This window comes from Flavobacterium hydrophilum, from assembly GCF_003202405.1.
Taxonomy (GTDB): Bacteria; Bacteroidota; Bacteroidia; order Flavobacteriales; family Flavobacteriaceae; genus Flavobacterium; species Flavobacterium hydrophilum.
Genome location: NZ_QJHL01000002.1, coordinates 331,460 through 355,135 on the forward strand (window position 1 = coordinate 331,460; position 23,676 = coordinate 355,135).

General features: G+C 35.8%; 19 protein-coding genes and 1 tRNA gene. 9 read left to right on the forward strand and 11 right to left on the reverse strand.

Annotation, left to right across the window (positions count from 1 at the left end):
• Nucleotides 1-4 precede the first annotated feature (4 nt).
• The 3 genes from odhB to DMB68_RS10630 all read left to right on the forward strand — a co-directional run bounded on the left by odhB (nt 5) and on the right by DMB68_RS10630 (nt 3,420).
• Nucleotides 5-1,246, forward strand: coding sequence for a 2-oxoglutarate dehydrogenase complex dihydrolipoyllysine-residue succinyltransferase (gene odhB / locus DMB68_RS10620; protein WP_110346657.1), 1,242 nt, complete (start codon nt 5-7; stop codon nt 1,244-1,246).
• 86 nt (nt 1,247-1,332) lie between these two features.
• Nucleotides 1,333-2,118 carry a ThuA domain-containing protein gene (locus DMB68_RS10625; RefSeq protein ID WP_110346658.1) on the forward strand — a complete coding sequence of 262 codons (786 nt, stop codon included), beginning with the start codon at nt 1,333-1,335 and terminating at the stop codon, nt 2,116-2,118.
• 78 nt (nt 2,119-2,196) lie between these two features.
• Nucleotides 2,197-3,420 carry a TCR/Tet family MFS transporter gene (locus DMB68_RS10630; RefSeq protein ID WP_110346659.1) on the forward strand — a complete coding sequence of 408 codons (1,224 nt, stop codon included), beginning with the start codon at nt 2,197-2,199 and terminating at the stop codon, nt 3,418-3,420.
• 114 nt (nt 3,421-3,534) lie between these two features.
• Here the strand turns inward: DMB68_RS10630 and DMB68_RS10635 are convergent, their stop codons facing one another.
• From DMB68_RS10635 to DMB68_RS10660, 6 genes are all read right to left on the reverse strand, one after another.
• Nucleotides 3,535-5,031: a T9SS type A sorting domain-containing protein gene (locus tag DMB68_RS10635; protein WP_110346660.1), complete on the reverse strand. Its 1,497-nt coding sequence runs from the start codon at nt 5,029-5,031 to the stop codon at nt 3,535-3,537.
• Between the two features lie 54 nt (nt 5,032-5,085).
• Nucleotides 5,086-5,523, reverse strand: coding sequence for a retropepsin-like aspartic protease (locus DMB68_RS10640; protein ID WP_110346661.1), 438 nt, complete (start codon nt 5,521-5,523; stop codon nt 5,086-5,088).
• Entirely contained in the window at nt 5,460-8,123 is a 2,664-nt protein-coding gene (locus DMB68_RS10645) for a CHAT domain-containing protein (RefSeq protein WP_110346662.1), read from the reverse strand. Before DMB68_RS10645 ends, DMB68_RS10640 begins: the two co-directional genes overlap by 64 nt.
• A 122-nt stretch (nt 8,124-8,245) precedes the next feature.
• Nucleotides 8,246-10,198, reverse strand: a complete 1,953-nt coding sequence (locus DMB68_RS10650; protein ID WP_110346663.1) for a DUF7849 domain-containing protein — start codon at nt 10,196-10,198, stop codon at nt 8,246-8,248.
• 205 nt (nt 10,199-10,403) lie between these two features.
• Nucleotides 10,404-11,384 carry a hypothetical protein gene (locus DMB68_RS10655; protein ID WP_110346664.1) on the reverse strand — a complete coding sequence of 327 codons (981 nt, stop codon included), beginning with the start codon at nt 11,382-11,384 and terminating at the stop codon, nt 10,404-10,406.
• 200 nt (nt 11,385-11,584) lie between these two features.
• Entirely contained in the window at nt 11,585-11,881 is a 297-nt protein-coding gene (locus tag DMB68_RS10660) for a hypothetical protein (protein WP_110346665.1), read from the reverse strand.
• Nucleotides 11,882-12,006: 125 nt separating this feature from the next.
• On the opposite strand from DMB68_RS10660, the gene DMB68_RS10665 reads away from it, so the two are divergent.
• From DMB68_RS10665 to DMB68_RS10690, 6 genes are all read left to right on the forward strand, one after another.
• Entirely contained in the window at nt 12,007-12,591 is a 585-nt protein-coding gene (locus tag DMB68_RS10665) for an RNA polymerase sigma factor (protein ID WP_110346666.1), read from the forward strand.
• 2 nt (nt 12,592-12,593) lie between these two features.
• On the forward strand, nt 12,594-13,319 hold the full coding sequence (locus tag DMB68_RS10670; RefSeq protein WP_110346667.1) for a tetratricopeptide repeat protein: 726 nt from the start codon (nt 12,594-12,596) through the stop codon (nt 13,317-13,319).
• Between the two features lie 142 nt (nt 13,320-13,461).
• Complete coding sequence (locus DMB68_RS10675) at nt 13,462-14,250, forward strand: TatD family hydrolase (protein ID WP_165830124.1); 789 nt, start codon at nt 13,462-13,464, stop codon at nt 14,248-14,250.
• A gap of 63 nt (nt 14,251-14,313) precedes the next feature.
• On the forward strand, nt 14,314-15,450 hold the full coding sequence (locus DMB68_RS10680) for a 1-acyl-sn-glycerol-3-phosphate acyltransferase (protein ID WP_110346668.1): 1,137 nt from the start codon (nt 14,314-14,316) through the stop codon (nt 15,448-15,450).
• Nucleotides 15,440-16,477, forward strand: a complete 1,038-nt coding sequence (locus tag DMB68_RS10685) for an asparaginase (RefSeq protein WP_110346669.1) — start codon at nt 15,440-15,442, stop codon at nt 16,475-16,477. Before DMB68_RS10680 ends, DMB68_RS10685 begins: the two co-directional genes overlap by 11 nt.
• Before the next feature lie 86 nt (nt 16,478-16,563).
• A tRNA-Ser gene (locus DMB68_RS10690) sits at nt 16,564-16,650 on the forward strand.
• A 52-nt stretch (nt 16,651-16,702) separates the two neighbouring features.
• On the opposite strand, the gene DMB68_RS10695 is transcribed toward DMB68_RS10690, so the two are convergent.
• The 5 genes from DMB68_RS10695 to DMB68_RS10715 all read right to left on the reverse strand — a co-directional run bounded on the left by DMB68_RS10695 (nt 16,703) and on the right by DMB68_RS10715 (nt 23,666).
• Nucleotides 16,703-17,662 (reverse strand): nitrilase family protein, encoded by a 960-nt coding sequence (locus tag DMB68_RS10695; protein ID WP_110346670.1) that lies wholly within the window; start codon nt 17,660-17,662, stop codon nt 16,703-16,705.
• Nucleotides 17,663-17,726: 64 nt separating this feature from the next.
• On the reverse strand, nt 17,727-18,551 hold the full coding sequence (locus tag DMB68_RS10700; RefSeq protein WP_110346671.1) for an AraC family transcriptional regulator: 825 nt from the start codon (nt 18,549-18,551) through the stop codon (nt 17,727-17,729).
• Nucleotides 18,552-19,000: 449 nt separating this feature from the next.
• A complete protein-coding gene (locus DMB68_RS10705) occupies nt 19,001-20,443 on the reverse strand; it encodes a glycoside hydrolase family 30 protein (protein ID WP_231131637.1) in 1,443 nt (480 codons plus the stop codon).
• A 12-nt stretch (nt 20,444-20,455) separates the two neighbouring features.
• The gene (locus DMB68_RS10710) at nt 20,456-22,180 is read right to left on the reverse strand and encodes a SusE domain-containing protein (RefSeq protein ID WP_110346672.1); all 1,725 of its coding nucleotides are present in this window, start codon (nt 22,178-22,180) and stop codon (nt 20,456-20,458) included.
• Nucleotides 22,181-22,190: 10 nt separating this feature from the next.
• The gene (locus tag DMB68_RS10715; protein ID WP_110346673.1) at nt 22,191-23,666 is read right to left on the reverse strand and encodes a RagB/SusD family nutrient uptake outer membrane protein; all 1,476 of its coding nucleotides are present in this window, start codon (nt 23,664-23,666) and stop codon (nt 22,191-22,193) included.
• Nucleotides 23,667-23,676 lie beyond the last annotated feature (10 nt).

Genomic DNA, 23,676 nt, shown 5'->3' on the forward strand with positions numbered 1-23,676 from the left:
AAAGATGATTTTAGAAATGAAAGTCCCATCACCAGGGGAATCAATAAAAGAAGTTGAAATTGCAACTTGGTTAGTAAAAGACGGAGATTATGTAGAAAAAGATCAGGCGATTGCTGAAGTTGATTCAGATAAAGCTACTCTTGAATTACCTGCTGAAATGAGCGGTGTAATTACATTAAAAGCAGAAGAAGGTGATACAGTTGCAGTTGGCGCAGTAGTTTGTTTAATTGATACTGATGCAGCAAAACCAGCAGGTTCAGCAGCTGCACCAGCGGCAGAGGCTCCTAAGGCTGAAGCTCCAAAAGCAGAAGCAAAAGCTGAGGCTCCAAAAGCAGCTCCGGTTCAGGCTCCGGCAGCAACAAGTTATGCAGCGGGAACTCCATCTCCGGCAGCAAGAAAAATATTAGACGAGAAAAATATTGCTCCGGCTACAGTTTCAGGAACTGGTAAAGGTGGAAGAATCACTAAAGATGATGCTGTAAATGCAGTACCTTCTATGGGAACTCCAACTGGTGGAAGCCGTGGAACTGAGCGTACAAAATTATCAATGTTACGTCGTAAAGTAGCAGAAAGACTGGTTTCAGCTAAAAATGAAACGGCTATGCTTACTACTTTCAACGAAGTAAACATGACGCCAATCAACCAGATTCGTAACGAATACAAAGATGCTTTCAAAGCAAAACATGGTGGTCTTGGTTTAGGATTCATGTCATTCTTTACAAAAGCAGTTACAAGAGCTTTACAATTATATCCTGATGTTAACTCTATGATGGATGGTGATTACAAAATCGCTTATGATTTTGCTGACATCTCAATCGCAGTTTCAGGACCAAAAGGATTAATGGTTCCTGTAGTTCGTAACGCTGAACTTTTAACTTTCCGCGGAATCGAAGCTGAAATCAAAAGATTAGCTTTAAGAGCACGTGACGGGCAAATTACAGTTGATGATATGACTGGAGGAACTTTCACAATTACTAACGGTGGTGTTTTCGGAAGTATGTTATCTACTCCAATCATAAACCCTCCACAGTCAGGAATCTTAGGAATGCACAACATTATCGAGCGTCCAATCGCTGTAAACGGTAAAGTTGAGATTCACCCAATGATGTACGTAGCACTTTCTTATGACCACAGAATCATCGACGGACGTGAATCTGTTGGTTTCTTAGTTGCGGTTAAAGAAGCTTTAGAAAATCCTTTAGAATTATTGATGAACGGTGATGCTAAAAGAGCATTGGAGTTGTAATTAATAGTCCTTTTAATTATAAAAACCCCAAATGATGAAAATCGTTTGGGGTTTTCTTTTTATATTCGGAAAATAAATATCTAAGTATGAAAATAAAACTAATACTACTTACCCTTATATTGGGTTTGAATTTTGTTTGTGCAAATCCGCCAGCTAAAAAACGCATATTAGTTTATACGAAAAACGGTAAAGGATATGTGCATAAAAATATTGCAGCCAGTGTGGGGGCTTTAAAGAAAATTGGCGAAGCAAATAATTTAATTGTTGATGTTTCAGATGATCCTTCGGTAATGACTATTGAAAATTTGCTAAAGTACCGCTGTCTTGTTTTCTCAAATACGTGTAATGATATCTTTGATACTGAAGAACAAAAGCAGGCATTTGCAGATTATATCCAGCGGGGAGGCGCATTTGTAGGAATTCATAGTGCCTCTGATTCTGAACGCTCCTGGCCCTGGTATACCAAAATGATAGGAGGAAAATTTAAAAAACACCCTGCTTTTCAGTCTTTCGAAATAAAAGTAATTGATAAAAACCATCCTTCCACTTCAAAACTTCCTGAAACATGGAAAAAGGAAGACGAGTGCTACTATATGGATGAACTCAACCCCAATATTCAGATCGTATTGGCAGCCGATTTGCGAACGGTGAACGATAATGAAAAAGGAGTTTATCCGGGACGCATTTTTGGGGATTACTTTCCCTTGGCCTGGTTTCATGAATTTGAAGGTGCCAGAGTGTTTTACACCGCTTTGGGACACGATAGTAAAGATTATTCAGATCCTGTATATATTCAGCATCTTACGGGCGGAATTTTATGGGCTTTGGGGAAAAATCCAAAAGAGAAGCTTTCAAAGAAATCAATACAATAACAGGTAAAAAGAATTCTTTAGTTTTATAAAAGCTTTTTAGTTTTAATTTTTTTATTTGCCTAACTAACCAACTCATTTATGTCCTCCAACAAAAAACAAGCTGCAATCGGCTTTATCTTTATTACCATGTTAATCGACATTACCGGATGGGGAATCATTATTCCGGTTATTCCAAAACTGATTAAAGAATTAATACATGGCGATGTGAGCGAAGCAGCTAAATATGGTGGCTGGCTGACCTTTGCTTATGCGATGACACAATTTTTGTTTGCACCTTTAATTGGTAATCTGAGTGACAAATTTGGTCGAAGACCTATAATTTTAATTTCGCTTTTTGCTTTTGCGCTGGATTATATTTTGCTGGCATTTGCACCAACAATTACTTGGCTGTTTATTGGAAGAATAATTGCCGGATTAACTGGAGCCAGTATTTCAACTGCTTCCGCGTATATAGCCGATGTGAGTACACCGGAAAACAGAGCCAAAAATTTCGGAATGATCGGAGTCGCTTTTGGACTCGGATTTATAATCGGTCCTGTGCTTGGAGGTATTTTGGGACATTACGGATCGAGAATTCCGTTTTATGCCGCAGCAGTTTTGTGTTTGCTGAATTTCCTCTACGGATATTTTATTCTGCCTGAATCCTTATCAAAGGAGAACAGAAGACCGGTTAATCTAAAAAGGGCAAACCCGATTGGTGCCTTTTTGAACTTAAGGAAATATCCTTCGCTTTATGGATTGCTGATCGCCTTGTTTTTGATTTACGTTGCAGCTCATGCCGTTGAAAGTAACTGGAGTTATTTTACGATGTATAAATTTGACTGGAATGAAAAAATGGTTGGAATTTCGCTGGGTGTTGTCGGAGTTTTAGTAAGTCTCGTTCAGGGCGGTTTGATACGATGGACCAGTAAAAAAATAGGAAACGAAAAAAGTATCTATATTGGAATGTCTTTATACACTCTTGCCATGTTTTTGTTTGCTTTTGTTTCAGAAAGCTGGATGATGTTTCTCTTTTTGATTCCGTATTGTCTTGCCGGAATCGCAGGACCGTCATTGCGCGCTATAATTGCCGGGCGTGTTTTACCAACAGAGCAAGGAGAAATTCAGGGAACAATTGCGAGTTTGATGAGTGCTGCAACCATTATAGGCCCGCCGGTAATGTCGAGTCTTTTTTATTATTTCACGCATCAGGACGCACCATTTGAATTTCCGGGAATGCCTTTTATACTTGGAGGAATATTGATGATGAGCAGTGGAATTGTTTCTTATGTTTCATTGAAAAAACATTCGAATAACAATTAATCAATTTTATAAATGTTTAAAATCCCAAATTCCAATTAAGGAGTTTGGGATTTATTTATTTTTAGTAAAACTAAATTTTGGAATTTGGAATTTCAGATTTGGAATTTAAATCTTTTATTCTTTTACAATTTTGATAGTTTTGGTTTTTCCTTCAGATTTTACTTTTAGAAAATATACGCCTGTTGAGATATTTGATAAATCAATTTCAGAATGAATGTCGTTTATTTTCTTAAGTAAAACAGACTTTCCTGAAACGGCTGATAGTTCGACTTCATCAATATTAGCAGTGTTACTTAATGACAATTTATTTTTTACAGGATTTGGGTAAAATTTAAAATTTGGTAAAACAAAATCCTCATTTGAAAGTGCTCCGTTTGATTTTGCAGTAACTGCAAGACGCTGGGTACTTTCGACATTGTTGATGGTTTGAGAGGCATAATAAGTTGTCCCGTCAACCAAAACTGTTGTTAATGGCAAATCTGTTTCGGCTTTTTTACTTGTTTTTCCGGTTGAATTTTGAGAACCGTACCATTTTATGTTTTGACCATCTACAACAATATCTGCTAAAGTTTGCCCAGGAGTAAAATCAAAGTTTATTGCGTTTTTACCGTTTATTAGTGGTGATGGTGGATTTACAGAGATTTCTTTTATCAAATAACAGCCAGCATTTTTATCTAATATTACCACAGTGTAAATTCCAGGAGTTAAATTTGAGAATACACTATCTGTAAAAAACTGATTTAAGTTTGGTGAAATAGCATACATATAAGAACCACTACCACCAGCTGCATTGATTGTTATGGTTTGATTTTCTACCGCAGCAGTTGCTGATAAAATTGCGGGCTCCGATATGGTTGCCATATATGGCACAACACACCCATTATCATCTTTTATAGCTATTTTATATGTTCCAGCTGCTAAATTTAAAAAAACATTAGTAGAGACAAATGTTGCCCCTCCGTCAAGAGAGTAAGTATAAGGAGATCTTCCTCCTTTAGCATTAATAGAAATTGAGCCATCATAATCTCCATTACAATTTACATCTGTCTTTGCGTAGGTTGCTTTTAGTGGTTCATCCGTTGTTATAACAGCATTCATAGACATTTCACAGCCTAATGCATCTTTGGTATTAATTAGATATATTCCAGGAACTAAATCAATAAATACATTGATTGGAGAATATGTTCCTCTATTAATTGAATAAGTATAAGGAGCCTTGCCAGCAATACCCTGAACTGTGATTTTTCCTTTTTCATTTCGACAAGATATTTGTTCAATGGTTACTTTTTCAACTACAGAAGAGTATAAAATCAAATTAAAATAATTAGTAGTAACTACTCCATTATTATCAATTCGGGCATAGATAGTTCTAGAAGCTACATTACTGACATAATTCGCCTGGTTTGCAATGGCATTTGTGTTATTTGTAGCATCCTCAAGACTTAAATGATAAGTGACAATTGTTTCAGCAGGGTTCAAATTGCCAATCAAAAGTGTTTTTTGAGAAGTCAAGTTAAATGAAGTATCTCCTGCACAATGCTCAATATCGCTAACCTGTGCATAAAAGAGATTGGTAAATAAAAAAAGTAAAGCAAGTAGAGTTTTTTTCATACGTATAGATTTGTTAAAAACAGGCTTGGCAAATATAGCTAAAAAACTTACTTTTTATTTCAAATACAAATAATGATTATAATAATCAATAATCGCTTTTCCTTCCAGTAAAACATCAGCACCAATGATGCCGTGAACAGGTTTTGCCTTGTATTGTCTCAACGCTTCATTAACGTGCGAAAGATCAAAAATAACCAGACTAAAATCAGTATTTTTCCAGGAACCTATTTGCAGTAAATTTTGTTTGGAAATTTGCGTTTTCATTCCGGTTCCGCCGGCGCCTGCAGCTTTGGTTTTGGATTTTTTTGAAGTTAATTCAAATAGCTCAATGCTTTCATAGCCCACACAAGAGTTAGAAGCACCGGTATCTAAAATAAAATTTCCCGGAACACCATTGATTTTCACTTTAATCAATAAATGCTGCGTTTTCATGATTTTAAATTTGATCTTTTTGTATTTTTCTTTTTTAAGAACCAGGTGAAGATTTTCCATTTTCGATAATGATTGAAAACCAAAAATAAACCAATTACAGTCAATAAACTAATGATGTAATAGATATAGTTGATCGAATTTGTTTCAGTAGAAATTGAGCCATAATAGACAAACGAGCTCCAGTAATAAGGAGATTTTTTTGCGTTCGGAATTGATTTGTCATTCAAGAAATCAAGTTTTGCATTTGTATTGGCTTCAAAATAAGTTTGGTTATTTTGGATGTTTTTATAGAAGTCAGTCATAAAAACCGATGTTGTATAATCGTTTACTTTCCATAACGAAAACAACAGATTCTGCGCTCCTGCAAACTGAAAGCCTCTTGCCACACTCATGGCGCCTTCAGCTTTGTAGAGTTTTCCAATTCCGGTTTCACAGGCACTTAAAACCACTAAATCCAGATTGATGCTCAGATTATACAATTCTGAGTATAAAATTTCCTGATCATAAAATTTGATGCTTGCCGGAGTTTCAATATCGCCTGCAGCAGCATGCGTGCTTAAATGAAGGATCGAATAATCGGAAACGTTATTTTTAAAATTAGAAAAACTCGCATTCGAATTTTCTAAATACTTTCCTTTAAAATTACTGCGGATAGATTCTAATTCTTTCTTTGAATAACTCAATTCAAAAGCCGTTTTTTCGAAAACCGGAAAAACACCCAAAACGGTTTTTTCGGATTTAGAAATGGGTTTGGAATTCAAATAAATATTCGCCGAAGTATTATAAGCTATCTTGAAATCGTTCAGCAAATAATGCATTTTGGCAAAATTTGTTGTCTTAGATTCTTTTGTAATCAATGCTTCAAACGGAAGAAAATTCAAAATGCCATCAGGAACAATGATTAGGTTTTGATAAACCGAATTACCAGGCAATTGTAATAGATTATAAACATTATTTCCAGAACGATTATAACCCGAAATATCATTTATAATTGCATTAGCGTCATTGAAATAATCCAGGAAAAAAAGAATATCAGCTATTTTTCCGTCTCCAATAGGAACTCTGTTTAATGAAATCCGATTATGTTGCAAAGTAAAATAATACAATTTTTCAGAACCCATAAAATAATAAACCATCACGGCTTTGTCATTTTTTAATTTTGAAAACAGCGCTTTTAAATCACAATTTTCCGGAATATAATCTGCATTTTCAGCCTGGATTTTCTTCAGCGAAAGCGTCAATTCGTTTTGCTTTTTAATAAGATTATTTATTTTCGAAATATTTGCAGCATCTCCCTTTTGCTGTTCTTTTAAAATGCTATTGTTTAAGTTTTGAAATTGCTGCAAAAGCTGTTTTTCTTCTGCGGAAGCGTTTTTAATATTCGAACGATAATTTTTTAAAATTCCCGATTTAGTTCTTTCAGACAACTGAAAAGCTTCATTCAGATATTCAGCTTTTCCTTTCTTTTCATATAAAGTATTATAAATCCCAATACATTTTTCAGTTCGGTTTCGGGATCGCAATTGCGATATGATTTTTGAGTTTTCATAAACCAATGAATTCATTAATAAATCTTCAATGTAAAAGGAAAGTTCAAAAGCTTTTAATGCTTTTTTGAGCTGGTTCAGCTGTAGAATTTCTGCCTGCAGATCGATTGCATCTATCAAAACAGTTTCTGCATATAATTGGTTTTGATTTGGCAGAAGGTTTTTAGAATTGTAATCTGGAATTAAAACTTTAAAAACAGCCAAAATCTGCTTTGAACTTTCCTCATATCTTCTTTCATCAAAAAGCAGCAAAGCTTTTTCATAATATAATTTTGCCAATTTTCGTGGCTGTTGATTTTTGGATTCTAAAAACAGTTTTTCAGCTTTTTCTAAATAAGAATTTGCTGTTACAAAGCTTCGTCTTTGACGATTAAGCGCCGCAAGATTTCGATAAGAATTGGATAAAGTTTCGAATTGATTTTTCTCTTTCTGAAGAAATTTTATTGAGGATTCAAAAGCTTTTTCAGCTTTTTCTCTTGTTACGGGGAATAGTAAATTTCCGCCTGAACTCAGTAAATAATTATTGCCCAAATTATTCAATAAAGTTCCTTTCAGGGCATTTGACAATTTTTCAGTTTTCAAAGTGTTTTCCAAAAGTTCAATTGCCATTGAGATCTTGCCCGAACTTTGATAAACATTCGATAAATTCAGAATTGCCGCTATTTTTTGTGATTGATTTTTCTCTGTTTCAGCAATAAAATAATACTGTTTTATAGTATTTTCGGCACTGTCATAATCTCCCAAAACAGTGTATAAATTACCCAAAGGTTTCAGGCAATATTCAATAATGTCGTAATCTTTAAGTTTATATTTCTGATAGATTTGCCATGCTTTTTCATAACTCGAAATCGCATTCTGTGTCTGACCAAACTGATTCTGATAATATCCCTTGTTGCATTTTAAAACCACAATGGCAAGCAATTCGTCTTTGGTTTTTGGCTTTGGATTTTTCCAGAAAGCAGTTTCAGTATTGGTTAAATTTTGAAGCGCTTTCGCGGAAGGGTTTGCAACAAAAATATCTATGACATTGTATATTTTGTCTTCGGGATTTTGTCCAAAAACATTTATACTTAGGCAAAAGAAAATTAAAACATATAAGCGATATAAGTTCATGTAATTTGTTGTGCTTTTTATTTCACAGAGATTCACTGAGGTTTTTCACAAAGATGCACAAAGATTTAAAAATAACTTTGCGAATCTCTGTGTGGTCTTTTCGGATCTCTGCGGAATAACTTTTAAAACCTCCAAATCCCGTACAGCTGGAAATAATTAAAATCCTGTTCAAAGTTGATTACATAACGGGCACCTAAACTAGGTCCGATTCTGGCGAAACCTGCTGTTAAATCAAATAAAAGACCGGTTTTGAAATCAGTAAATGAGTTTTTGACGTTATTATTGGTTGTTTTTGTATCTATTAAAATATTTTCTTTGTCTCCTTCAAAAGTTTCTATTTTTATATCCTGATTCTGCTCTGATGCAACATTGATATTGGCCTGAATTCCGGCTCCGACTCCTATATAATTATTAATGTTGTACCGAATCAAAACAGGGATTTCCCAATTCACATTTTTATTTTCGGTTGTAGTAGTCGTACGTATTAACTGTCTCGTTCCGTTAGCATTGGTGTCAAATGCGGTTGCAATATTAACTGCACTGTTGTATTGGTTTAAAGCATTTACCCATTCTGCCTGCCAGTAAAAGCGATAGGCTTTAAAAGGCGAAATAGTAGCACCCACAAAATAACTCGTTGATTTGTCAAGCCCCGGATAAAAATTATATCCTGCTTTTGCACCAATTGAAATTCCCGGTAAGAATCGCGTAGTGACGTAGTTGGTTATGATAGGTTCATTTTTATCGAAAATAATAGAGGTTCGGCTTTTGGTTTTTACTTTATGAAAGTCTTCACCGAATTTCATCGAATAACGCACAAAACCTTTGGTACTGTCTTTTTCCTTAACGTTTTTTTGTTCGGTTCCCGGAAGGTAGATATTCTTAAACGTAAAAATGATTTGTTTTTTTGTAATGATGGTGTCCAGACAGCTTACGGTTGGTTCTTCGTCTTTTGGGCAAATCGGGCATTCGGGATACATACTTTCGATCTGGAATGTTTTTTTGTCGAACATGTCCGGAATATCGGTTTCTAAGCGAATTTTTCTTGCCGGGCCTTCACCATTGTTTTGAAAACGGGTTTTGAATTTTACTCTTTTAAACCGAACCAGTCTGTAATTCATAAAACTCCCATTCGAACCCATTTTGTTCGGGTCGTGAGAGGTTACGATTTCCATTTCGAGGTTTTTTACTTTATGGTTTTTAAAACTGCGGTTTGGTACAAAAATCCCGCGCATGGTAACCGTTGCACTGGTATCTTTGATCATTTCCGGAGTGGTTTTGAAGGTATAAAAAACATTTCGGGTTTCACTTGGATTGGCATCATCAAATTCCAGAATCGAAACATTATGATAGAGTGTGTTTGCTTCTTTTAAACTTGCCTCTAAATCTTCTTCTGTTGTGGTATTTTTATATTTTTTGAATTTTACAGCGTTGTCGGCAGAAGCAAGATAGGATTTTGTGTCGTCAAGATCATCTACAGAAGCAACTGTGTTTTCTTTTACTTCACGTTCTCCGGCATGTGTTCTGAAATCAACCAATTCGAAATTGTTGTTTTTGAACTGTTTCTCGTTGTAAAAAAGATAGAGTTTGCCATTGGCGACATAATTTTCCAGATTTTGGTAACTTACTACGACTACCATTTCCTGTTCCGGAATTGGGTCGCAGTTTTTTATGATGGCGAATCCGTTTTGGTCAGCGATGGAAGCGATGTCCTGATAAGGATCATTTTCTATTTCATTAACCGCTACTTTTTTTGGTCGTGTAGCAGGAGGTTTTCCGTTGTCGTAATTGTTGGTAACAGCTAATCGGGCGGTATAATTACCTTTGTTTTTATAAACATGTTTAGGCTCTGCCTGTTTGCTGTAATGTCCGTCACCCATTTCCCATAAATAGGAATAACTAGGTTTTGGAGCACCCGCAATTGGAATTAATGGAGGTGTTTCGGGTTTAAAAGTAACCGAATTGCCTTTTTGGATGTAGCTGATATTTGCTCTTCGGGTGATGGTGTCTTTTACTTTGGTTTGCGCCAACACCATTACTGATGATAGAAAAATGAAACAGCATAAAAGTTTTTTCATGGTCGAGGAGGTTTTTTAGCCCTGATGGCAGCGGCATCTCCCGATTTAGAAAAACAAGGCTTTTTAGCCGTAGTTTTTGTTGTCGGAATATAACGGACAGCAGGATTAGCTTCTGAAAATCATCAGAATGAATTTAAAACAGCATTAAATGTAAAAAAAAGTGGTGAGCAAATCACCACTTCTCCCTAAAAAAAGTATTTGAAAGTTACTGAATGGCATTGATTGCGGCTACTAATTGAGCTTCAGATCCTACTGTTGTTTCGGCAAGTGTAAAGCTGTAAACTGCATTTGCTGTTGTTGTTACTCCTTTTATTGCATAACGCCATTGACCATTTTCTTCTGTTGCGAAAATAATGTGACAAGCTAAACCAATTGGAATTTGTCCGTAGTGTTCGCTGAATAATCCGGCAGCTGTATAGGTGTCTAATTGAGCAAGCGCGTTTGTTCCTTCGCCATCATAAGACAGATATACGGCAGAATTAGTGTTGTCGAAACCTTCAGGAGCATCAACCAATATTGTGGTTTTTGCTCTTGGATCACTGTAAAAACGGTCTACATTTGCCCATCCAAAGTTTCCAAAAGTTACATAATAACTGTTTGCTTCTCCCTGAACACCGCCTTTTCCGCCGGCACCGTCTGCACCATCTTTAGCTTCTCTCCAAACTAAGTTATCATCTTCACCAATGTTTCCAAACCATAAAGTCATGGCATTGTCAAAACCTCCTGTTAAACCGGTTGGTACAATAAGGTACATGCCGCATCCGGTAGTTAAGTCCTGTCCGTTTTGTGTCGCTTTGATATAAAACTCACCACCTGAAATTAATAAATTTTTCTTTCCGTCAGGCATTAAACCCATTGTTGGTTTATTGGTTACCAGCATATCCCCTTTATCAAAAAGCTCTACGTATTCAATATCAATTGTTCCGGTTACCGCTACTCCTGCTTTTTTAAGACAATCTCCATTCAGGTTGATCTTAACTCCTTTTTTAGAAGTAAGAACAATATTGCCTGTACCTGCAGTTGCCGTAAAATGTTGTGTTCTTCCTGCTAAAGCTTCATCTCTTACCGCTGCAAATTCTGATGCTGATGGCGGTATAACTTTATCTTCTCCATCACTGTCATCACAGCTTGCAAAAGTTGCCAATGCTAAAAATAATAATCCGATTTTTTTAAAGTTTGTGTTCATGATTTCTAATTTTTATAAATCTGAGCTGATCGGTATCAGTTGGTTTTCAGATTTGGTTGTTAATTTAATTTTTATATTCTTATATCAATTCGGGTTTGATATTGTTACCCTTGTTTTCAAAATTTTATTTTTATTCGTTTTATATCACTATATCAACGGGCTTTAAAAATTGTTACCCCTGTTTTTATTTTTTTTTAAATTTATTTGGAAAGGCACTTTTCTTCAAAAACATTTCCGTCTTCATCGAGTGCAACCAGAATTTGTTTTTTGCGGAGACTGATTAATAAATAAATCCAGACCACTGACCAAAGTCCAAGAGTTGCCAGAACCAAAGCCAGATGAAATGAAGAATCGATTTGTTTTTTTTCTTTGGATAAAACCACATAAGGAAGTTTGTCATTTTTTTCAACTACGATAAATCCGTTGCGAATTTTTTTCGACAATGTTTGCTGGAACTTGGCAAAATCTTTCTCGGTTGTAAATTGATAACTTCCCATTTTTATGTGATTTTAATTCTAAATAACCTTCTATTGCCCTATATCAATTTGTTTTTAGGATTGTTACCCCTGTTTCTGTAATTTTTTTCAGATTCTTTTTTTTACTTTAGCTAATAATTTTCGATATGAAAAAAAGTAAAATACATCCTGACCAAAAATATATTGACGGAATTGGCGCAAATGATTCGGCCATAATTCGTTCTATCTATAAAAATTATGTTCCCAAAGTGGTTTTTTACGTTATGAATAATTCCGGTGACAAGGATCAGGCACAGGATGTGGTTCAGGAAATCATGATTTTGCTTTTTAATCAGGCCAAAGCCAATACTTTGCAACTGACCTGCCCGTTCGATGCCTATTTCTTTTTGTTGTGTAAAAGGAAATGGCTTAACGAATTGAAAAAAACTTCGAACAAAGGGGTAACAATTAATGAAGATTTTGCATCTATCAATGAATCTGCTCTCGATTTGGTTGAACAGGCCGAACAATTTGATGAGAAACAGCAGCTTTTTGACATGATGTTCCAAAAATTAGGAGATAAATGCCAGGAACTGCTTAAACTGAGTTTTGAGATCAAATCGATGGAAGAGGTTGCCGAAAAGCTAAACGTAACGTACGGCTATGTGCGTAAAAAGAAATCGTTATGCGTGGGACAGCTGACACAGTGGATTCAGGAAGCAAAAAATTTTAAATCTCTTAAAAATAATTAGCCATGAACGAAGAACGCTACATATTATTTGATCAATATCTGCAGGGAGAACTGACGATTGAAGAAAGAAATAGTTTTGAAAAGCAAGTTTCAGAAAATGAAGAATTTGCGGCTGAATTCAGGACTTTCAAAGAAGTTTTGGCGCAATTGGATAACAAGTTCGGATACGAGCAGGAAAGAGAAGCGTTCAAAGAAAATCTTTCTGCGATTTCAGATAAACATTTCAATAAAGAAAGACCAAAAGTGGTGTTGATGCGTCCGTGGTATTATGCAGCGGCGGCATCTGTGGCAATTTTATTCGGATTGTTCTTTTTTGATTACCACCAAAACCCGTCTTTTAATGATTATAACCATCCCGGACAAGCTCATTTTACAGAAAGAAGCAATACGAATGCCGATTTGATAGAGGCTGAAAAAACATTTAACAACAGAAAATTCAAGGAAGCGATTCCGTTTTTTGAAGCAGTTCTTAAGAACAAAAAAACTGCGGAAGTTCAATATTATTATGGAGTTTCTTTATTGCAAGCCAATCAATATAAAAAAGCTGAAACAGTTTTTAATGAATTGAAATCAGGAAGTGCTGTTTTCAAAGACAAATCGCTTTGGAATCTGGCTTTAATCAAATTAAAACAAAAAGATTATAACGGCTGTAAACATATCCTGCAGACTATTTCTCAGGAATATGAAGACTATGATGAAGTTCAGGAACTTTTGCGTGCTTTGGATTAATTGTTTCACAGCCATACACAGAGAATTTACACAGAAATTCGCAGAGCTTTAAAATGCTTTGCGAATTTTTTTTTACGAAACTTTGTGATACTGTCCACAATTGCTATTCTTTTAATATTGTCGTAATTTTGACAGCTTTAAAATGATACCCTTGAATTCAACACCTATTATTACCGATACACACACGCATTTATATTCTGAAGAGTTTGATCAGGATCGTGACGAAATGATACAAAGAGCGATAGATGCCGGAGTAACACGTTTTTTTATTCCAGCCATTGATGCCGCTGCCACACAATCGATGTACGATTTGGAGCAAAATTATCCGGATTATGTTTTCCTGATGATGGGCTTGCATCCCACTTACGTGAAAGATAATTATCTGGACGAGCTGAAACATGTGGAAACAGAACTTTCAAAACGAAAATTTTATGCCGTTGGCGAAATCGGAATTGATTTGTACTGGGATAAAACACATTTGAAAGAACAGCAAATCGCTTTTAGAAAACAAATTCAATTGGCAAAGCAGTACAAACTTCCCATTGTGATTCATTGCCGTGAAGCTTTTGATGAAATTTTTGAAATTCTGGAAGAAGAGAAATCAGCTGATTTGTTTGGAATTTTTCACTGTTTTACAGGGACATATGAGCAGGCACTTCAGGCCATTTCCTATAACATGAAATTGGGAATCGGAGGCGTAGTGACTTTTAAAAACGGAAAAATCGACCAATTCTTACACCAAATTGATTTAAAACATATTGTTTTAGAAACCGATTCGCCTTATCTGGCGCCAATTCCATACAGAGGTAAACGCAACGAAAGCAGTTATTTAACGAATGTAATTGCAAAACTGGCCGAAATTTACGACCTTTCAGATACAGAAATTGCAGAAGCAACAACGCAAAACTCTAAAGACGTTTTCGGGATTTAATATCCGGATTACAAAACTTTAATTTTTTTTTTGTTCTTTTGCCCACCTAAATTGATATTTATAATGCAGAAATTTGACGCTATTCGACCATTTTATGATTCTGAAGTAAATGAAGCACTTCATGGAGTTGCCAATCATCCGATGATGAAAACCATGATGAATTTTACTTTTCCGGAATTAAATGATGAAGTTTGGAAAGAACAATTGAAGAAAACTCACTCGATTCGTGATTTTCAATGCAATTTTATTTATCAGACGATTCAAAAGGTACTCGATAAAAGTTCGGAAGGACTTACAACTTCGGGTTTTGAAAAGTTAGAAAAAAACACTCCTTATTTATTTATATCCAATCACCGCGATATTTTACTTGATACGACTTTACTGAATGTTTGTCTTTTCGAACACGGTTTGGTGATGACGGCATCAGCGATTGGTGATAATCTGGTAAAAAAAGCATTTTTAAGCACACTGGCAAAACTAAACAGAAACTTTTTGGTTTTAAGAGGGTTGACGCCTCGCGAAATGCTGCAAAGCTCTAAATTACTGGCAGAATATATGGGGCAGTTACTGCTTCGCGAAAATCGTTCGGTTTGGATTGCACAAAGAGAAGGCCGTACCAAAGACGGAAATGACGAAACCAATCCAGGTGTTTTAAAAATGATCGGAATGGGTTCCGATGAAACCAATATTATGGACTACTTTAAGAAATTAAAGATTGTTCCTGTATCCATTTCATATGAATACGACCCGACGGATGTTTTAAAAATGCCGCAATTAATGGCTGAAGCCAATAATGAAGTGTATGTAAAAGATAAAAACGAGGATTTCATGACCATTTTAAGCGGTATCATGGGAACTAAAAAAAGAATCCATATTTCTGTTGGAGATGTTCTGGATTCTGAAATTGATCAGATTGTTGCTGAAAACGATAATTCCAACAAACAGATTCAGGCTTTGGCTCAGGTAATTGATGATTCCATTTTACAGAATTACCAATTATGGCCAACCAATTTTATTGCCTACGACATTTTAAACGAAACCAATCAATACGCTCATTTGTATAAAGAAAGTGAAAAACAGCTTTTTGAGCGTCGTTTAGAAAAGAGAATAGGAACTGATAATGGTGTTGCAAGACAAGGATTTTTGGCGATGTATGCCAATCCTGTTGTGAGTAAATTAAAATACCAAAATGTCATCTAAAGCTAAAATACTCTTAATTTATACCGGTGGAACCATCGGAATGAGTAAAGATTTTGAAACAGGGGCGCTTAAAGCTTTTGATTTTGGAAAACTGCTCAAAAATATCCCTGAAATAAAACAGCTGGATTGCGAAATCGAAACGGTTTCGTTTGAAAATCCAATTGATTCTTCGAATATGAATCCTCAAATGTGGGCCAAAATTGCCACAATCATTGAGGAAAATTATCATACGTTTGACGGATTTGTAGTGCTTCACGGTTCAGATACCATGTCGTATTCCGCATCGGCATTGAGTTTTATGCTCGAAAATTTAGCCAAACCTGTTGTGTTTACGGGCTCGCAATTGCCAATTGGAGATTTGCGTACCGATGCCAAAGAAAACCTGATTACAGCCATTCAGATTGCGTCGCTTCAGGAAGAAGGAAAACCTGTTATAACTGAAGTTTGTCTGTATTTTGAATACAAATTATACCGCGGAAACCGTTCTTCAAAAGTAAACGCTGAACACTTTAGGGCTTTTACAGCGCCGAATTATCCTGAATTGGTAGAATCAGGGGTGCATCTTAAACTAAACCGACATTTATTTCTTCCAATAAAAACCGATGCAAAACTGATTGTCCACAAAAACCTGAACAATCATGTAGCCATTATAAAAATGTTTCCGGGAATGAGTGAGACTGTTCTGGCTTCAATTTTGGCAACTAAAGATTTAAAAGGAATTGTTCTGGAAACCTACGGCTCCGGAAACGCACCTACCGAAGACTGGTTTTTAAATTTGATTGAAAAAGCGATTAAAAATGGCTTGCATATCGTTAATGTAACACAATGTTCAGGCGGAAGCGTGAATATGGGGCAATATGAAACCAGTACGGCCTTGAAATCTCTGGGCGTGATTTCCGGCAAAGATATTACGACTGAAGCGGCCATCACCAAGTTAATGTATTTATTGGGACACACGGTTACGATTCCGCAAACGGAGTTTAAAACGATTTTTGAAACCGCCTTGCGTGGCGAAATTTCGCTTTAGTAAATAAATAACAGCAAGTATTGAAAGGAATTTTTTAAAAATGCTTTTCTAACTCATTTTTTTTCATGTTATTTGCAAACCAAAATAGAGAGGTGTCCGAGTGGTTGAAGGAGCTAGCCTGGAAAGCTAGTATATGGGTAACTGTATCGAGGGTTCGAATCCCTTCCTCTCTGCGAAAACCTTGTGAAATTATTCACAAGGTTTTTTTATGAGAAATTTTTAGTTTTAACTTTTTCCTTTAGAGTTTAACCACACAACATTTTGTTCAGATTTGTGATCCTGACCAATGATATCCCGATATAATTCTGGTCTTCTTGCTTTAATGTAACGACTGCCTCCGGCCTGAATACACTGTTCAGAAGTGATTATTGCTGTAGTAAAAGAGTCGTCAAAAGAGCGGCATTCGGCTATGATATCTCCAAAAGGATCAACAATCATAGAGCAGCCATTTTTTAAATGATCGTCGTCCATACCAATTGGGTTTGAAAACACAGCATAAATGGCATTATCATAAGCTCTTGCCGGGAGCCATTTCATCAACCAGTCCCGACCTTTCATTCCGTCGAATTCTAATCGTAGTGAAGTGGGGTCTGCTTCACGATTTTCCCAAAGCTGAGGTGCAACAAAACCAGCGCCAGGTCGGGTAGAAGGGGTGCACATCGTTACGTGTGGCATGAAAACGATATCAGCGCCTAAAAGTTTTGTAGCCCGGACATTTTCGATAATATTATTGTCATAGCAAATTAAAATTCCGCATTTCCAGCCGTCAATTTCAAAAATACAATAACGATCTCCCGGTGTGAGATAAGGATTTATAAAAGGATGCAGTTTTCTGTATTTGGCTACTAAACCATTTTTATCCACACAAACATAAGCCTTGAATAAATTGTTGTTTTCATCTTTTTCAAACAATCCTGCCAGAATAACTATATTATTGTTTTTAGCAATTTCGGTGAGTTTTAAAATACTTTCTCCACCCGGAATATTTTCTGCTAAATCCAACATTTGTTCTTTTGACAATTTTCTTGCAAAAGTATATCCGGTGACAGAACATTCATGAAACGAAATTACATCGCAGCCTGCATCAGCCGCTTTTTGAGAAAGTTTTTCAATTACCGATAAATTATAGTTTTTATCTCCACTTTTATTCTCAAACTGAGCTGTGGCTATTTTTAGATTTTTCATTTGCTATTAATTTTAGTCAAAAATAGCGTTCGAAATATTCTGTAAATTGTACAAAACCGACATTCTAAAGTGAACTGCCGGAAAAGGTTTTGATCAGATTATTGGTTAATTTTCCCGTACTGTGTAAATAGGCTGTTGGAGTTAGCCCGGTATGTTTTTTAAATTCCTTAATAAGATGCGATTGATCAGCAAACCCCGTATCATAACAAATGGCTGTAAGATTGGTTTCGTCAGCTTTTTCTTTTAACAGTTTTAGAAAATGATGTAGTCGTATAATATTACCAAATTTTTTAGGATTCAGTCCGACACATTCTTTAAATTTTCTCTCCAGATGTCTTTCAGTGTAGCCGGTGTAATCAACTAGTTGTTTTATGGAGAAATGTCCTTTATTGGCAATAATAAAATTCAATGAATTGTTTATTATTTGATAATTTGAAATCACTTTTTCAGCCGCTAAGGTTCTAAAAAAATGATTTAGAATTTCAATTCTTGCCGGATTATTGTGTTCGGACAATTTCTCTTTAAGAATGGAAGCTTTTTCCCCAAATACATCTTCAACCGTAATGATAGCATCCTGAAATTCATAGGCAGGAATTCCTAATAACTGGTGAATTCCGTGAGGTTGGAAAACGATAATTATTAAAGATATTTCATTGTCAGAATAAATATCCTTAAAACCATTGAGTTGTCCGTATAAAAAAGAATGGGGCAAATATTTTTTTTCTGCGTAATTACCAAAGCCGGATATAAGTTTGTTTTTTAAAGAAAATACAACGCCTGTATTGCCATCAGAAAACAAACGAAGTTGTTGAATAGCAGTTTCTTTATTATCTAAAAAAAGATAATGTTTGATGAAAGGTGATAATTCTTTTGATGGAGAAACTTGCATAAAACGGCCAGGGAATTTATAACAAATCTATAAAATCTTATTTGTTAATACACCACTTCGCTTTAAATTCTACTAATAGAGATTTTTCAAAACCTAAAACTTCTAACTTAGCCCCGATAGTAATGATATCCTTTTGTGGCGGGGTTCGCCATAAAAGATAAAATGGATAGCGGGACTAAGCGTGTTTTGAAAACGGGTTTTCTGCTTCTAAAAAATATAGAGGATAATTATGAAATAAGAATGAAGTGATTTTAAAATCAAACTTTTGACCCCTTCCTCTCTGCAAAACAAAAACCGCAATTTCATCATAAATGAAATTGCGGTTTTTTGCTTTTGTCATTATTATTAGCAGCTTTTAATACTAAAGCTGCTGATTAATTTGATTTGGAACAAGTTATTTACTTTACAGCCAAAAATGACACAGGATGTAAAGCATTTTTATAATTTAATTACCAAACGTAAGTTCCAACTGATCCTGCTGAAAGCATGGTAGAAACGGGTTTACCGCCGGCATTGATATTAAATGATTTTTGTGCTCCGGTATTATTCAAAACGATTACAACAATTTTATTGTCAGGGGTTTTGAAAGCTACATTAGGAAGCTCTACGGATGTATTCGATTCTATACGGGTAGAACCGGTTGGTACAAATTTAGAAGCATGAGCAATGATATAATATGCTGAATTTCTAACTACAGTACTTCCGTTGATTGTAATGGCTCCAAGACATTCTGTACAACCGCCAGGCGTATGAGGATTGTTGTTTGGATCTGCAGCTAAATTCCATTCTAAAACGGTTTTACTCCAGTTTCTTGGTGCACCGATTACTAATTCCCTGAAATGCCATTTGATATCATCCGGAAAGTTTCCGGGTGCCTGAACCCATTGTTCTGTGAAATAAACATTTTTATCCGGATGTGCATTGTGAACCTGACTCATATTTTCAATCTGTCCGGCATACAGGTGGAACGCTGAACCGTCAATAAAGGCTTTAGCAGCAGGATCATTAAGAATAGAAATGGCGTAATTTACATTGTCAAGATTGTGATCAAATAAGATGATTTTCGTAGTAATATTATTAGCCTTAAAAACCGGTCCTAAATTATTTTTGATGAAATCCCTTTGCTCCGGAGCAGTCATAACCATACTTGGATTGTTATGCGGATTTTCCGGCTCGTTCTGAATCGTTATGGCATCAATCGCAATTCCGTTTGCCTGCATCGCCTGAATATATTTTACAAAATAATTCGCATACGATGCATAGTAAGCTGTTGCTAATGATCCTCCAATACTCGATACGTTCGTTTTCATCCAGGATGGTGCTGTCCATGGTGTAGCCAGTAAGATCACATTTGGATTGATTGCTTTAATTTCTTTTAAAACTGGAATTAAATGCGTTAAATCCGGTGCAATTGAAAAATTGGCCTGATTTACATCCGTTTGACCTGCAGGCAGATCATTGTAGGTAAACACAGAAGCATCCAGATCTGAAGCCCCAATACTAATTCTTAAATAACTTACGCCAATACTGTTTTCACCCTGACCAAATAATTCCTGCAATAAACTATTTTTAGCAGATTGCGACATATTGTTAATCAACATGGCACTTCCGCCTGTCAGGGTATAACCAAATCCGTCCATTTTCTGGTAGGTTGTGCCCTCATTAACATTAATAGTGAAATTATTGTTTGTGGTCAAAGGTGTTATTCCGTTAGTCTGCAATTGCAGTAAACTACTTTTTGACGGGGTTGTAAGATAAAATTTTGCCTCTGTAGTCCCAACAACTGGCGGGGCATAATTCGGCATGTCCTTGCTATCGCAGCTATTTTGTAAATAGATGAAGGAAGCGAATAATATAATTTTTAAAGATGTCATTACTTTATTTGATATCATGGTTATGTATATTTATTGTGAAATGAATTCGTACGTTCCAGCCTGATAGGTGTTATTCAATGTTATAGTAACTTTATAACTTCCTGTTGTCGTTACACTTTTAAGATTGGAACCGCCCGAACCGTTAACAAGATTTCCTGTCATTGTATTAGGAGTTGAAGAACCCAAATCAAAATCCCACGGACTGATGAACTTCATGTCATAATTGGCATTTATAGTTCTTGTTGTCGTGTATTTATTTGGATGCTGGTACGTCATCGTATATTCATCACGGGTATCGTAATTTTGCCAATGGAATAATTTAAAGTTATAATAAGTCCAGTTAATTCTGGCCTGACTGAAATCAATACTCAATTTCAAACCTCTGTCACTTCCTACTTTTATTGCGGTATTAGTGGTGTTTAAAGCATTTAATCCTGTAACCTTATCTCCATCTGGCGAACTTGCTACTCCAAGCTGTCCGTTAACAGAATAACTTGTTCCGGAACCATTTGCCTGTGTGTTCAACGTATAATTGACAGAGGACTGCAGCGGAATAAAGTTGGGAGAACTAAATGTATCACCGTCTTTAGTAAACTGCTGTATTGAAACTCCGTTTGCCAAAAGGTAAAGTTCATTTGGAGTAGGAATGTTAACAGGAACAGTATTGTCAATTTCTACGGTGTACGTGTATCCTGTAGCAGAAAGATTTAGTGTTACAAAGTAGTTTCCAACAACTGTAGAATTTAAATCCTGAACCGATGCACCTTGCGATGCAGCTTGTGTTTCCATGATTACTTTATTTGTAGAACCCACTACCTTTTTAAGTAAATAATCCCAGTTTCCGTTCGCTCTGAAAACAAAATTTCCAGGATTTATAAGAGTAAGTGAAGCCTTCCAGATTCCGCCACCCTGATACGTTAATGGCTGATCGCCGCCCCAGCCGCCACTGATTGGGTCTCCTACAACGCTCCATTTGTCAATTTTTAATAAATTGTAAGTATTGTTGTCAAGGTTTACTGATATTCTGTATTGTCCTGATTCTTTAACCGTAATCGGATTTCCGGATTTTACTAATTTATTATTATCAGAACCTCCATACTGATGACAAGGAAGTGCTTTTTCGCTGTAGAATTTATAAGTGTTTCCGGCAGTTAAACTCGTATATATTTCATGAATATTAGATAATGCACCACCTGAGTTTTTAAGACGCTGCATTTCAATAGCATTGCTTAAAACGTTGTTGTTTTCAGTTGCTGTTCCGGAAATGTACAATTTTTTCGGAATCAGTTCTGTCGGGAATCTTTTAAATGAAATTTCGTTTTCGGCGTAAGCCAGTTTATCTAAACTTTTGGCTTTTACAGCCCAGGCTAAAGTGGATAAATCGTTTACAGGATAGCCGCTGTAAGATAAAAATTCATTTATTTTTTCGTAAGAAAGCGATACTGATAAATCTTTTCCACCATTACTGGAAGGGATCTCTATGATCGGTGTATCAAAATCAGCTGAACCAATCGTGTCAAAAACGATTGAGTAGGTGATGGCATAACCCGCCGTAGATTTTGCCGGAAGCCAGCTGAATGTTACTGTTTCATGTGGTTTTGTCTCATCTAAAACAACACTCGTTTCATTTGCCGGCTGTTCAATAACAGCAGGAATCAAATCCCACTTCCCCAAAGCGTCAAGATTATCCTTTTCACAGGAGAAAATGGTAAATGCCAGTATTAGAATGGCAACTATATTTTTAATGTTTTTCATAACTATCTTATTAAAGTGGATTTGGGACTAAAGCTGGATTTCTGTCTAATTCTTGTTGCGGAATCGGAAGCAGGATTTTTGCAGTCGTCATGTTATAGTTAATTTGATTTCCGTTTCTTAAGTCGGTTTCGATAAGGCTGTTCATGGTGGTAACCAATAGATTAAAACGGGCTAAATCATCCCAACGGTGCCCTTCCTGAAATAATTCCAGTCTTCTTTCTTTCAGGATTGTTTGTCTCATTACTTCTTTAGAACTTGTCTGGGCAGCAGTTAATTTTGGAAGTATAACTCTTTCTCTGATTCGGTTAACTTCAGTTGCAGCAGATCCGATATCGTTCAATTCATTATAAGCTTCAGCTTTTAATAAAACCAAATCACCATATCGTAATAAATACTGACGGTTTGTACTTGCAAAACCACTGGCACTTTTCCATTTGTATGCAAAAGGAATTACACTACCCGTAGCATTTCCCCAATATTCATCCACCCACGGAGCCGATTCGTATTTTATAGAAGCATTTTTTCTCACATTATCTGATTGTTCGTCAAATGCTGCAATTAAGTTTTTAGAAGGAGTAACAAATTTTCTCCAGCTGTCTCCCGATACTGATGGGGGCAAAAGCAATTGTGGTCCGTAATTACCTTCGTTTGCTCCTGTATATTGTACTTCGATTATGGATTCGGCATTGTTGTAATCGCTTCCGCTAAAAAGATTATTATAGTTGATTAAAGTATAATGTGCAGTACTTTTTTCCAATGCTATAATATTGTCTAAAACTTTTTGGTAATCCGGATTTGGCTTTTGTGCATAGACTTTTGCCAATAGGGCATGTGCTGCTCCTGAAGTGGCTCTTGCTTTATTGACAGCGGCGTTATCTCCGTAAGTGTCAGGAAGAAATGTTGCGGCTAATTCTAAATCCTCAATTATTTTAGCATATACTTCATCAACAGTATTTCTTGGAATCTTCACACTTGCCGGATCTGCTGAGGTACTGTATTTGGTAACAAGTGGCACTCCGCCCCAAAGTTTTACCAATGAAAAGTAGTGGTAAGATCTTAAGAATAAAGCTTCCCCTTTTATTTGTTTTCTTCTTTCTTCTGTAAAATTTACATCGTTTACTCCATCCACTTTTAGTAAAACTAAATTTGCTTTTGAAATCGCATTGTAAAGATTGCTCCAGTTTTTATACAGTCTTGAACTTGTAGGTGTAATTAGCAATTTATCAACTGCAAAAAGTTCAGGGTTATCTCCTCCGGCATAAGCATTGTCTGCTCTTACATCAGAATAATTAATGTTGTCCCAAACGTAATATTCGGCAGATTGAAATGATTCATACGAACCTGTTAAAGCAGCCTCAATCTGACTTGCTGTATTGTAACCATTAGCACTTGTTTCTTCTGAAATGGGTTGTAAATCCAGAAAATCATCACAGGATGTCAGTGAAAAAAGGGAAACAGTTACAAGTAAAATATATATTTTTTTCATGATTGTTTTA

Bases quoted from the DNA above. Each gene is read 5' to 3' on its own strand.
- odhB (WP_110346657.1), top strand. From the start codon at position 5: ATGATTTTAGAAATGAAAGTCCCATCACCAGGGGAATCAATAAAAGAA.
- DMB68_RS10625 (WP_110346658.1), top strand. From the start codon at position 1,333: ATGAAAATAAAACTAATACTACTTACCCTTATATTGGGTTTGAATTTT.
- DMB68_RS10630 (WP_110346659.1), top strand. From the start codon at position 2,197: ATGTCCTCCAACAAAAAACAAGCTGCAATCGGCTTTATCTTTATTACC.
- DMB68_RS10635 (WP_110346660.1), bottom strand. From the start codon at position 5,031: ATGAAAAAAACTCTACTTGCTTTACTTTTTTTATTTACCAATCTCTTT.
- DMB68_RS10640 (WP_110346661.1), bottom strand. From the start codon at position 5,523: ATGGAAAATCTTCACCTGGTTCTTAAAAAAGAAAAATACAAAAAGATC.
- DMB68_RS10645 (WP_110346662.1), bottom strand. From the start codon at position 8,123: ATGAACTTATATCGCTTATATGTTTTAATTTTCTTTTGCCTAAGTATA.
- DMB68_RS10650 (WP_110346663.1), bottom strand. From the start codon at position 10,198: ATGAAAAAACTTTTATGCTGTTTCATTTTTCTATCATCAGTAATGGTG.
- DMB68_RS10655 (WP_110346664.1), bottom strand. From the start codon at position 11,384: ATGAACACAAACTTTAAAAAAATCGGATTATTATTTTTAGCATTGGCA.
- DMB68_RS10660 (WP_110346665.1), bottom strand. From the start codon at position 11,881: ATGGGAAGTTATCAATTTACAACCGAGAAAGATTTTGCCAAGTTCCAG.
- DMB68_RS10665 (WP_110346666.1), top strand. From the start codon at position 12,007: ATGAAAAAAAGTAAAATACATCCTGACCAAAAATATATTGACGGAATT.
- DMB68_RS10670 (WP_110346667.1), top strand. From the start codon at position 12,594: ATGAACGAAGAACGCTACATATTATTTGATCAATATCTGCAGGGAGAA.
- DMB68_RS10675 (WP_165830124.1), top strand. From the start codon at position 13,462: ATGATACCCTTGAATTCAACACCTATTATTACCGATACACACACGCAT.
- DMB68_RS10680 (WP_110346668.1), top strand. From the start codon at position 14,314: ATGCAGAAATTTGACGCTATTCGACCATTTTATGATTCTGAAGTAAAT.
- DMB68_RS10685 (WP_110346669.1), top strand. From the start codon at position 15,440: ATGTCATCTAAAGCTAAAATACTCTTAATTTATACCGGTGGAACCATC.
- DMB68_RS10695 (WP_110346670.1), bottom strand. From the start codon at position 17,662: ATGAAAAATCTAAAAATAGCCACAGCTCAGTTTGAGAATAAAAGTGGA.
- DMB68_RS10700 (WP_110346671.1), bottom strand. From the start codon at position 18,551: ATGCAAGTTTCTCCATCAAAAGAATTATCACCTTTCATCAAACATTAT.
- DMB68_RS10705 (WP_231131637.1), bottom strand. From the start codon at position 20,443: ATGATATCAAATAAAGTAATGACATCTTTAAAAATTATATTATTCGCT.
- DMB68_RS10710 (WP_110346672.1), bottom strand. From the start codon at position 22,180: ATGAAAAACATTAAAAATATAGTTGCCATTCTAATACTGGCATTTACC.
- DMB68_RS10715 (WP_110346673.1), bottom strand. From the start codon at position 23,666: ATGAAAAAAATATATATTTTACTTGTAACTGTTTCCCTTTTTTCACTG.